At 34.3% G+C, this 11,830-nt stretch carries 7 protein-coding genes and 1 tRNA gene; 4 read left to right on the top strand and 4 right to left on the bottom strand.

Annotated elements, in window-relative coordinates; translation table 11 throughout:
- Positions 1-268: 268 nt before the first annotated feature.
- Together SCB73_RS00130 and SCB73_RS00125 are read right to left on the bottom strand one after the other, a co-directional pair.
- On the bottom strand, positions 269-2,116 hold the full coding sequence (locus tag SCB73_RS00130; protein WP_320568181.1) for an endonuclease: 1,848 nt from the start codon (positions 2,114-2,116) through the stop codon (positions 269-271).
- Between the two features lie 341 nt (positions 2,117-2,457).
- On the bottom strand, positions 2,458-3,972 hold the full coding sequence (locus tag SCB73_RS00125; protein WP_320568180.1) for a hypothetical protein: 1,515 nt from the start codon (positions 3,970-3,972) through the stop codon (positions 2,458-2,460).
- A 307-nt stretch (positions 3,973-4,279) separates the two neighbouring features.
- On the opposite strand from SCB73_RS00125, the gene SCB73_RS00120 reads away from it, so the two are divergent.
- The 4 genes from SCB73_RS00120 to SCB73_RS00105 all read left to right on the top strand — a co-directional run bounded on the left by SCB73_RS00120 (position 4,280) and on the right by SCB73_RS00105 (position 6,783).
- Positions 4,280-4,711 (top strand): PaaI family thioesterase, encoded by a 432-nt coding sequence (locus SCB73_RS00120; protein WP_012026684.1) that lies wholly within the window; start codon positions 4,280-4,282, stop codon positions 4,709-4,711.
- Between the two features lie 3 nt (positions 4,712-4,714).
- A complete protein-coding gene (locus SCB73_RS00115) occupies positions 4,715-5,785 on the top strand; it encodes a chorismate-binding protein (RefSeq protein WP_320568179.1) in 1,071 nt (356 codons plus the stop codon).
- Between the two features lie 130 nt (positions 5,786-5,915).
- Positions 5,916-6,632, top strand: a complete 717-nt coding sequence (gene bshB1 / locus SCB73_RS00110; protein WP_320568178.1) for a bacillithiol biosynthesis deacetylase BshB1 — start codon at positions 5,916-5,918, stop codon at positions 6,630-6,632.
- A gap of 77 nt (positions 6,633-6,709) precedes the next feature.
- A tRNA-His gene (locus tag SCB73_RS00105) sits at positions 6,710-6,783 on the top strand.
- Between the two features lie 368 nt (positions 6,784-7,151).
- On the opposite strand, the gene ypfJ is transcribed toward SCB73_RS00105, so the two are convergent.
- Positions 7,152-8,000, bottom strand: a complete 849-nt coding sequence (gene ypfJ / locus SCB73_RS00100; RefSeq protein ID WP_320568177.1) for a KPN_02809 family neutral zinc metallopeptidase — start codon at positions 7,998-8,000, stop codon at positions 7,152-7,154.
- A gap of 93 nt (positions 8,001-8,093) precedes the next feature.
- Positions 8,094-11,777 (bottom strand): response regulator, encoded by a 3,684-nt coding sequence (locus SCB73_RS00095; RefSeq protein ID WP_320568176.1) that lies wholly within the window; start codon positions 11,775-11,777, stop codon positions 8,094-8,096.
- Positions 11,778-11,830: the final 53 nt, after the last annotated feature.

Here is an 11,830-nt window from a genome sequence, read left to right as displayed (position 1 = left end):
CCAAAAAGACGCAAAATCAAGAGGTTTCGGTATTTGGTGAAATTTAATGTTTTAGTAAAATTTCTTTTTTGATATGTTCTGTAATATTAAACTTTTAGAAAGGAAAAAATCAAAAATGAAAGTTTAGATTTTGAGCATCTGGATAAAAATGATTTTGCAAAATTTACGAAACCTTGAAACAGATGGAAAATGTAATTTTTGTAAAAATTGTCATTTTAAGATAAAAAAAGCGGCAATTAGCCGCTTTTTAAGATGTGAAAAAGTATTTTTAATTGATAATTATTCTTTTAAAAGTTGTTTTTTCTCCCTTGATAATTTTAATAAAATAGATTCCTGACGATAAATTTTGTACCGAAATTTTAGAAGAAGTTGTGTTTTGTTTTTCGAAAACTTTTTGTCCAGAAAACGAAATTATTTCTATCGAATAAGGAGTTGAAAAATCATTTAGGCCGACATTGAAATTTCCATCAGAAGGATTTGGATAAATTACAATTTCATCTGATAATTCAACAATTTCTTCATCTTCTAAAGGCAATGCTTTTTTACTCGCTAAGTTGTTGCAGGTATCTGTTGTGTAAGAATCCCACTGCGCACTTAAATTGAATGAGGTGCTTGGAGAAGTTACAGTCGATTTTCTTCTTAAAGTCATATCTATTGCAAAATTGGCTGTTCCACCATTGAAAGTTCCAATGATGTCAATTAAAACGCCATTTTTGAATAAACCTACAGCATCATTTCCGTTGAAAGTCAGTTCAGTCGCCGTTGTCGAAATGTTTGCAGCACTCGTAGAAAAGCAAGTTGAAGAAATAGAGCTGTTTACAATTACAAATTTACTTCCTGAAGCTAATGTTCCGCTTAAAGCCAAACCTGTACTCCAGGAACCTGCACCGTTTGTTTGTTTTTTTATAGTATAAGCTGATAAACTCACAGAACTTCCTGTATTATTAGCAATTTCCAATGCTTTATTGTTTCCTGAACCTTCAATGTATTCAGAGAAAAGAAGATCTGTTGCAGTTCCTGTTCCACTGCTGTTGGTTGTAACCGAAATAGTACTGCTTGAAGCAGAAGTATTTCCGGCTGCGTCTTTTGCTTTTACATAAATAGAATATGCCGTGGAAGCTATCAAACCTGTAATTGTAGCTGTTGTGCTGGAAACAGTTGTTTTTAAAACACTATTTGCATAAACATCATAACCCGTAACCGCTACATTATCTGTTGAAGCTGTCCACGAAAGTGAAATTGAAGTTGCTGTTGTAGATGTTGAAGCCAAACTTGTTGGTGTCGTCGGAGCTTGAGTATCTCCAGAAGGTGTTCCGCCCCAAATTTGATTGACATATTCAGGATGATCTATAAACGGATTTCTATTGTTTTGTCTTGCATAAACGGCATTGTTTCTAGCGATTTCTCTTGCGCTCACAGGATCTTGCGCATGCCAGGCCAAAAGCAGATTCAAGAAAGCTATTGTAAAAACTTGGTTGCTTGTGCCATTAAACATAGCATAAGAATAGCCCGCAACTGTGTTTTCGTATCGTGTGGCAAAATAAAAATACATTCTGGCAATATCGCCTTTAAAGTCATTGATTGGCTCGAAAACTGTTCCTGAATATCCAGAAACGGCACTTGATCCTAATTTGCTTCCGTTTTGTGTAGTATAGGTTGCGGAGCTTACATTTCCGTGCGGATAATTGGAACGAATTCCATTTACTTTTCCATCAGTTGGAGTTATGAAATGGGCATCGGCAACCATTGGCGACTGTTCATTAAAAACCGATTGCGGTATGATATGCTCTCTATTATAGCAATCGCCTTCAACAGAATAGCTTCCGCATCTTTGAGTTGTTCCAGTGCTGTAATTGTATGGGTCTGTTCCAGAAGGATTTTCAGAATACATATCTAAAACAGTTCCGTCATTTTCATAAAAATTATCAACGTCAGAAGTTTGATAGGTTGTGTACAATCCGGCATATCCATTGTCGGTATGACCTTTAATAATGTTGTACAATTGTGTTTTTAAGGTATAGCCTGTTCCGGTTGCGGTACTGTAATATCCAGAAGGAATTTGGGCAAAACCAATCGTGGAAAGAAACAATAATAGTAAAAAGTAGTTTTTTTTCATAAGTAATAGTTTTAAGATTTGGTTTAAAATAAATTTTTAAAAACTTGATTATTAAATTTTTAAAAATGTATTGTAACAAAACTACTACTTTTTTGAATGTAAAATGTTATGGGAAGTTTAATTTTAGATATATTTTCTTACGAGGTGTTTTTGTTTGCCACGAAGGCGCTAAGACGCAAGGTTATTTCGGCAGATTAGATTTTCGTTCCAATATTCCGTAGAGACGCACTGCAGTGCGTGTAACGGTAGGTATTCGTTGCGTAGACGCACTGCAGTGCGTCTCTACAAATGTACTTTATGCAAAAAGAAACCTTTGCACCTTAGCGCCTTCGTGGCAAAAACTATTTCTTCGGGAAATCTTGACTCTGATAAGCTCCCAAATCCGGAGGAGAAGTTCTTGTAATTCCTAAAATATCTGTCGGAATTATATAGGCCTGATTCCCTTTCGCAAAAGCGGCAGAAGTTTTATCAATATTGAATTTATTCTGAGAAACATTATAAAATTTCGGATTTTCATTCAAAATGATATTGTTATAATGTTGTGTGTCAGTTTTGAATTGATAATCCGGATTTGTTGTCGAACTGCTGAATTTTAAAAGACAATTATTTAATTGATGCACAAATGCTGTGTTTGCATTTTTGCTCAAATTAAATTCGTTTGTATTTGAGCCGTAAATAATACAATTGTTGAAAGTTGCCTGTGTAAGCGGATTTGTTTCTGGCGTTGCTCCAGCCAAACTATTGCTCAAATTGACTGCAAAATGCGAACTGTTTTGCCAATTGTTATTAAAAGTGCAATGCGCAAAACTGTAATTGCCGCCATAAACACAAGATAAACTTGCGATTCCCGCGTAATTTATGACTAAATTTTCTCCGTTGATTCGGCCATTTTTCGTCAGAATTCCGTGCTCAACAAAATTATAAAACTGACTGTTTTTGATTTGAATCGTATTTGCTGTGTTTCTGATTTCTAAACCTGTAGCAGCATTTTTCAATGTCAGATGATTGATTGAATGTGTGCCACTTTGATTTTCAAGAATAACAGAATTCCATTGTCCAGGAATGTCAGAGTAAAGTGACTCTAAACGGTCGCCTTCAAAAATAACTTCATTTTCAAGTTTATCAGTTGTTGAGGTTGTTCCGTTAATCTGAAGTGAAGCATTTTTGGCAACATACAGCCCAGAATTGACATGAAAATGAACTCGTGCACCAGCTTCAAAAGTTACTGTTTTATTTTCGGGAACTCCCGCGTATCCATAAATTACATATGGTTTTTGTTTGGTGAAAATAAGTTCATTTCCGTTAGCGGGATCATTTTCGCTTAAGTAAAATCCGTCAACATCTTTGCCGTCGATTTTTATTTTCTCTTTTGTTCCATCAGGATTTTGATTTGGATATAAAAAAACAGCATCTTGAATTAAAGTGACCAAAGCTACTTTTTGAAGATTGGCGCCACTGTCAAATTCAATTTCATCAGTATATAGAAAATCAGTCGGGTTAGCATCTGTAATATCTGCAGTAGTTTCAATAAAAATGTACAAACTGTCTTTTGCTAAAAGCGTAACATCTTTAAAAATTTTTCCGTTGTTGCCGGCCATTCCATCAACGGTCATTCTGTATTTTGAATTCAATCCCTTTTTCAACTGAATAATCGGAATTGAAATGTCGTTTTTGCTTTTATTGTACACTTTCAATTGATAAGTGCTTGAACCAATGTTTTTAAAAACAGTGTCCAAATAAACAGTGTCTTTTGAGAACTTTAAATCTCCAGTGCTTGCAACGGTTTCAAAGTCAGTTCGGCAAGAACTGAAAGTTATAATTATTCCGAAAATGAAGAGTGCAAAGTATTGACGCATTTAAATAGTTTTTTTGCCACAGATTAAGAGGATTAGAATGATTTTTTTCCGCCACGAATTCACTAATTATTTGTTTTTTAAATTAGAAAAATTAGTGAATTCGTGGCAGAAAAACTCAATACAAAGTATTTCAAAATCCTTTTAATCTGTGTAATCTGTGGCAAAAAATAGCCAAAGATTGGTTTTGATTGTTTTTGTAAAAATAACAAAAAACCTAGAGGTTTGAAGTTGATTTTCAATTTTAGAATCCGATTTTTCAATTTGTGTCTTATCTTTCTTTAATTTTACGTTTTTAAAGTTTATTTTAATGAATTATACAAAAGAGCAGATTTTGGCGCGCTGTAATGAGTTTTCTAAAAACACATTAATGGAAACGCTCAAAATTGAATATATCGACGCCGGAGAAGATTTTTTAACTGCAAAAATGCCTGTAAATCCAAGTGTTCACCAGCCAATGGGATTATTGCATGGTGGTGCTTCAGTAGCTTTGGCAGAAAGTGTTGGAAGTGCAGCTTCTTTCTTTTTTATCAATCCGAAAGAACAGGAGGTAAGAGGCATTGAAATCTCGGCAAATCATCTAAAAAGTATTCGCGAAGGTTATGTTTTCGGAACAGCCAGAATTATTCACAAAGGAAGAAGTCTTCATCTTTGGGAAATTAAAATTACTGACGAAGAAGGAAATTTGGTTTCGCTTTGCAAACTGACGAATATGGTTTTGGATAGAAAGAAAAGTGAATAAATTATGAATGCATTTTTCTTAAAAATTAAAAATCATAAAGAGCAAAATTTACCCTTTGTGCTTTATTCAAAACCCAATTCAGAAAACTATGTTGGGATTTTACAACAAAATAATGTTTTAAATACCGTTTCAGATTACAGCGAAAAAGGATTTGTTTTTGCTTCTTTTGATGAAAAACAATTAATCCTGATTCCTGAGAATGAATCTGAAATTATTATTGCTGAAAAAGAAGCGACTTCATTTGCAACAGTCGAAATTGACGATATGAATTTTGATTCTGAAGCTAAATTTCAATATGAATATTTAGTAGCTCAGGGAATTCTAGCCATTAAAAATGACGAATTCAAAAAAGTAGTTTTATCACGAAGTGAAGAAGTTCCCTTGGCTGAATTTGATTTTATTGAAACTTTTCAGCATTTGGTTCAGTTATATCCTGCCACTTTTTGTTATTGTTTTTTTCATCCAAAAATTGGACTTTGGATGGGAGCAACACCAGAAAAACTGCTAAAAGCAAACGGAAATGTTTTTGAAACGATGGCTTTGGCAGGAACGCAAAAAGATAATCAGGAAGTAGAAATTGTTTGGCAGCAAAAAGAAAAAGACGAACAGCAATTTGTGACGGATTTTATTGTGAAAAGGCTTCGTGAATTTACGGCTTCGGTTGTGGTTTCTGAACCTTACAGTTTAAAAGCAGGATCAATTTGGCATATTAAGACTGATATTTCGGGTGTTTTGAAAGATAACTCAACTTTAGAAGAGGTTATTGATACGCTACATCCAACGCCTGCAGTTTGCGGACTTCCAAAAAAGAAATCGAAAGTATTTATTCTAGAAAAAGAAAATTACGACAGAACTTTCTATACAGGTTTTCTAGGCGAATTGAACAGCTCTTTTGCAGGAAATAATGCAAGTTCTGATTTATTTGTAAATTTACGTTGCATGCAGATTCAGGAAGATAAAGCGATTTTATATATGGGATGCGGTATCACAAAAGAAAGCGTTCCCGAAAAAGAATGGGAAGAAAGCGTCAATAAATCAATGACGATGAAAAGAGTCTTGAGAGTTATGAGTTAAAAGTTATGAGTTATGAGTTATGAGTTGTCACCCTGAGCGAAGTCGAGGGGCGCAAAGGGCTTCGACTTCGCTCAGCCTGACAAATGAGCGACTTGAAACCTCAAACAAACAAAACAAACAAAAAACAAAAATGAAATTAGACATATTAGCATTTGGCGCACATCCAGACGACGTAGAATTAGGTTGTGCTGGAACAATTTTAAAAGAAGTATCACTTGGGAAAAAAGTAGGTATTGTCGATTTGACTCGTGGCGAATTAGGAACGCGCGGTACAGCAGAAATTAGGGATCAGGAAGCAAAAGATGCCGCAAAGATTTTGGGAGTTCTGGTTCGTGAAAATCTGGCAATGCGTGATGGATTTTTTGTTAATGATGAAAAACATCAGTTGGAAGTCATCAAAATGATTCGCAAGTACAAGCCGGAAATAGTATTGTGCAACGCAATCGACGATCGCCATATTGATCATGGAAAAGGAAGTAAATTAGTTTCTGATGCTTGTTTTCTTTCTGGCTTGATGAAAATCGAAACTTCAATTGATGGAGAGCCACAAGAAGCTTGGAGGCCAAAAGTGGTATATCATTATATTCAGTGGAAAAATATTACTCCAGATTTTGTAGTTGACATTACAGGATTTGAAGAAAAGAAAGTAGAAGCGATCATGGCTTATAAAACCCAATTTTATGATCCAAATTCGAATGAACCTGCAACTCCAATTACGAGTAAAAACTTCTTTGAAAGTTTAAATTATCGCGCGCAGGACTTAGGGAGATTAGTTGGGAAAGATTTTGCTGAAGGATTTACTGTTGAAAGGTGTTTGGCAGTCAATAGTTTAGAAGATTTGATTTAATTTTTATGAAAATTTTTCATTTTTTTCTTTGTAGAACTCAACCTTTGTTCTATATTTGCACTCGCTAAGCAAAAATGGTGGTTGTAGCTCAGCTGGTTAGAGTAGCGGTTTGTGGTGCCGCGGGTCGCCGGTTCGAACCCGGTCAGCCACCCAGATTTAAAGCCTTGAAGAAATTCAAGGCTTTTTTTGTTTTATACCTTTAGGGAAATTCCAAGTTTTAAAATCCAAAATCCAAACTCCAAAATTCCAAAACCCAAAATCAATTTTAAATATAGCCTGCGGTTTCAACCGCACGGACGATACGAATATTCGTTGTGGCAACGTTTTGTAACGTTGCGTTCCAGCGGTTTAAACCGCTGGCTACGGTTCTAATTATGGATTTTTATTCTTGCTTTTACAATAGTCCAAATTTATGGACTTGAGAGATTTGGAATTTGGATTTTTAATTTTTGGAAATTAAAAAAGCACAACTGCAAAGTTGTGCTTTTTTTTGGGCGGTTATTATATTTGGTTTGCGTATTATCGAATTTCTTCAAATGTAGTGCCTTGCCTAATGTCTCCGGTTTTAAAACCTTTTTTAAACCAGTACATTCTTTGTTCAGACGATCCATGCGTAAAGGAATCTGGAACGACGTGTCCCTGCATTTTGCTTTGAATGGCATCATCACCTACAGCATTCGCTGCACTCAATGCCTCGTCAATGTCCCCAGTTTCAAGTTCTTGCTGGTGATCATGAGCCCAAACTCCCGCGTAAAAGTCAGCTTGAAGTTCTAAAGCAACAGAAAGTTTATTGGCTTCAACTTCACTTTTTCCTTCTTGCGCCTCACGCATTTTTGCCGAAGTGCCAAGCAAGGTTTGTACGTGATGACCAATTTCATGCGCAATAACGTATGCAATGGCAAAGTCGCCTCCTTTGGCGCCAAACTTATTTTTAAGTTCTTCAAAGAACCCCAAATCCATATAAACTTTTTGATCTCCGGGACAATAAAAGGGACCCGATGCAGATGAGGCTCCACCACAGGCTGTTTGAACAGAACCTCTAAAAAGGACTAATTTTGGATTTTTGTATGTCATTCCATGTTCCTCAAAAATTTTGTTCCAAGTATCTTCATTGTATGCAAGCATTGTTCTTACAAAATTTCCCATTTCCTCATCTTCCTTGCTTAACGGTGCTGCTGCTTCTGTTTGCTGCTGTCCGCCTTGCATTTGTTCCAATGCTGATCCTACAGCTTGACCAGTTTCGCCGCCAAAAACATTTAATAGCAAAATAATGATTCCGATAACTCCTCCGCCAATAGCGACTTTTCCGCCAGATATTCCTCTTCGGTCTTCAACATTATCACTTTGCCTTCTGCCTTGCCATTTCATAGTATGCTAGATTTAAACTTATTATGTTTTTATTAGTACGAATTTATATATTTTTTACCAATATTGAGGCGATAAGAGCGATTAAGTTTTGAATTATTTTAGCCATTTTCGTAACGCTTCTTCTACAGTGCCTCTGATAATAGGTTTTGAAATATAATCGTTCATTCCAGCAGCGATGCACTTGTTCTTTTCTTCTTTTTCTGCGCCGGCTGTTACAGCAATGATTGGAATATTTTTGCCAATTTCTGTAATTCGTATGGCTTTTGTCGCTTCATAACCATTCATTATTGGCATTTGAATGTCCATGAAAACCAAATCTGGATTGATATTTTCAATTTGTTTTACAGCTTCATAACCATTTTCGCATTCAAAAATAATCGAATTCATATTGAGATTCTTGACAATGGTTTTCAAAAGAAGCATATTTACTTTATTGTCTTCAACTATCAAAATGGTAATTTTCTTGACATTCGAATTGTAGCTCAGCGCATATTCGGGCTCGTGTCCGTTTGATAGCGCCTTTAGTTTCTCGCTTACGGTATTTTCGCTTGTTTTCAAATTCAAATCAAAATAAAAGGTACTTCCTTCGCCGATTTTGCTTTTCAGTTGCAAACGACTTTCCATTAACGCTAATAATTGATTTGAAATTGTAAGCCCCAAACCTGTTCCTCCAAATTTTCTCGTTGTTGAACTATCTTCCTGAGAAAATGCTTTGAAAATTTTCTTCTGATTTTTTTCCAAAATTCCAATTCCGGTATCAATAACCGAAAAACGAATCAGATACTGATCGTCGTATTTTTGATCCAGTACCGAAACATTTAATTTGATTGATCCTTCATTGGTAAATTTGACTGCATTTGACAGCAGATTGATCAAAATTTGCTTTAAACGAACAATATCAGTCCAGATGTATTTGGGTACGTTAGGATCAACGTTAAGCTCCAATAGAAGGTTTTTTTGATTTGATTCATATATAATTAAATCGAATATTTGTCCGAGAATTTTTTGAAGATCATATAAATCAATATAAAGTTCCAGTTTTCCAGCTTCAATTTTTGAGAAATCAAGAATGTCATTTATAATTTCAAGCAGCGAATGTGCCGATTGATTAATGGTTGTCATGTATTTTTCCTGAATTTCTTCAAGATTGGTTTTCATCAGCAAATGCGTAAATCCAATGATTCCATTCAACGGAGTTCGGATTTCGTGCGACATATTGGCCAAGAAATCAGATTTTGATTTATTTGCTGCTTCGGCAAGTTCTTTGGCTTTAATTGCATCTTCACTTTCCTTGATTTTAGCCTGATTTCGATGTCGGTCTAAAGCCGCGGAAATATTATTGGCTAATGTTTGATAGATGTAAATTTCATCATCAGTCCATCTTCTTTCTTTTGTGCAATCATCAAAACCAATAAAACCAGAAAAGACATCATTTGAAAATATTGGAAGGATTAAAATTGATTTAATGTCATTTGCAACAAGCAATTTCTTGAAAAATGTTTCTTCAAGATTTTTGGTCAACATGCTTAAAACCCTTTTGCTTTGTGAATGAAAAATAATCTCTTTCAGATTTTCATCTGTAAATCTTTGAAGTTCTGTTATTTGGTGAACAACGCCTTCTCTTGACCATTTATATTGCTGGCTGATGGTATTGGTTTCAAAATCTTTTTCATAATAAAAAATATGATCGGCTTTTGATGCTTTTCCAATAATATCATAAGTTTCCTGAAACATTTTTTGTGGCCCTTTGCTCGATAAAAACTTTTCGGTACAAAGTGCCATTGCAGATAGCAAATCGGTTTTAAGTTCTAGTTTTTTCTCAGCTTTAAGCCTCATTTGTGAAGAAATGGCTAATGAAATTACATCTGAAATCGTTTTGGCATAATTGATGTCTTCATTGTCCCATTCTCTTTTTTCGCCTGTACTTTCAAAGCAAGCAACTCCTGCCAATTGTCCGTTAAGGAAAATTGGAACATCAAGCATTGATTTTATTTTGTTTTTCGTGAAATAACCTTCTTGAAATTCTGATGTTTCTAGTTTGTCAAAAACATCAGGAGCATTTATAATAGCTTTATTTTTAAGCGTTTCAAAATAAATTGGATACGATTCTTTATCGAGAATGTTTTTGTCGCTCAAAGTTTGATCGTCGCGACTAAATAAATTTTTACAGGTAATAACGTCATTTGAAAACCTCCAAAAACTTACTCTATTGGCATTTGATACTAAAGCGGCCTCTTTGATTACATAATCGATCACGGTTTGCATGTTGTCGTAATCGGTAAAGTTTGTTGTAGAAAGTTTTTTGGTGGAATTATTATACGATTCGATTTTTTCTAAACGTCTTTTTTTCTCGTTTTCGACATTTTTTAATTCGGTAATATCTCTTGCAATTCCGGCAAAACCTACAGTGGTTCCTAAATCATTTTTGCGAACAATAACTTTTTGAGAAATCCATAATTCTTCTCCGTTTTTCTTCAAAATCGGAATTTCTATTGTGGGATAATTAAGCTCGTTTTTCTCTAAATTCTCATAAAAATCAACAGCATTTCGAATGTAATCTTCATGTATGAAATTTGAATAATGCTGCATTATGACTTCGTTTTCGGTATATCCTAAAATCGAATAGCCAAATTCATTTAAGAAAGTAAAATGGCCGTTAATACTGATTTCAAAAATAATGTCAGTAGCAGTCTGAATCAGGTTTTTGTACTGATCTTGAACGATAATTTGTTCTGTAACGTCTTGTCCGATACTGATAATTAGATCTTTAGAAAATTTTTTGTCTTTCCACTGTATGTATTTGTATTCGCCGTTTTTACTTTTTAATTTTCTGATATATAACTTGTTGTCAATATAGTTTTTGTAATAATTATCTTTATTGAATTCTGAATCTTCGGTAACTTTCCAAAATTCCAGCGCCATAACATCATCAGGATGATAACCTAAAATAGAGGTGATTGTTTCGCTGCAAAACAATAGTTCTCCGTTTTCGTTTGTTGCTATTGTAAGCGAATTTCCTTTATGAACAATTTCGTTGGTAAATCTGTAATTGTCTTTATTGTTTTGCAAAACAGCATATTTTACTTGATTTATGATAAAAATGACAATGCTGAAATTGATCAACAAAACCGATGATCTTATTGGGATTAATTGAAAAATAACTGTCGATATCAAATAAAGAAAAGCCAAGCCAACAAAAGCCCAATATACTTTTATAGGTTTTAGTACGCTGTAGGAAAAGAAAAAAGATATCAAAAAAGTAATAATGGGCAGAACATCATCTGGAAGATTAATGATATTGCGCATTACATAGGACATGTAAAAAAAGAAAGAAACAATAAAAATGTTCTGAATTCGGTCGCGAAAATATTTGATTTTGTCAGTAAGCATGTAAATCACCAAAACACTGAAACCGATGATTAAGTTTATTATCAAAAGGCTTTTTGGTCGTATCTTGAAAATTTCATTGATAATCTCAATAACAATAACGGCGATTCCAAAAAAGAGAATATAAAGTTGATATTCTTTGGTAAGGGTTTCAGTCTCTTTTTTCTTCTGAATAAAATAACCAATTCTAGCTTTGATTCTGAAGAACTGATAAATTAAGATTCCTAAAAAGGCAAATAAGGAAAATCCTAAAACTATAAGTTTCGGATTGTTATAGAAAATGACTTCTGGGCTGAAAACGAACCAGTTTGTTATAATTGATTTCAGGGTATTGCCAATAAAAGCAATTCCTGAATCCAATGTACTATAAAAACTGTAGTTTTCTACCATAAAATTTGGGAATATACGGTTTAGTTAATAGCATTTTACGAATTTCTGAAAGA

This window comes from Flavobacterium sp. KACC 22761 (genome assembly GCF_034058155.1).
In the GTDB taxonomy this organism is placed as follows: domain Bacteria; phylum Bacteroidota; class Bacteroidia; order Flavobacteriales; family Flavobacteriaceae; genus Flavobacterium.
Note: the sequence above shows the minus strand (reverse complement) of the source record. Positions and strands in the feature narration are given on the sequence as shown.

Excerpts from the sequence above, each read along its gene's own strand:
- SCB73_RS00095 (WP_320568176.1), bottom strand. The coding sequence starts at position 11,777 with ATGGTAGAAAACTACAGTTTTTATAGTACATTGGATTCAGGAATTGCT.
- SCB73_RS00130 (WP_320568181.1), bottom strand. The coding sequence starts at position 2,116 with ATGAAAAAAAACTACTTTTTACTATTATTGTTTCTTTCCACGATTGGT.
- ypfJ (WP_320568177.1), bottom strand. The coding sequence starts at position 8,000 with ATGAAATGGCAAGGCAGAAGGCAAAGTGATAATGTTGAAGACCGAAGA.
- SCB73_RS00125 (WP_320568180.1), bottom strand. The coding sequence starts at position 3,972 with ATGCGTCAATACTTTGCACTCTTCATTTTCGGAATAATTATAACTTTC.
- SCB73_RS00120 (WP_012026684.1), top strand. The coding sequence starts at position 4,280 with ATGAATTATACAAAAGAGCAGATTTTGGCGCGCTGTAATGAGTTTTCT.
- SCB73_RS00115 (WP_320568179.1), top strand. The coding sequence starts at position 4,715 with ATGAATGCATTTTTCTTAAAAATTAAAAATCATAAAGAGCAAAATTTA.
- bshB1 (WP_320568178.1), top strand. The coding sequence starts at position 5,916 with ATGAAATTAGACATATTAGCATTTGGCGCACATCCAGACGACGTAGAA.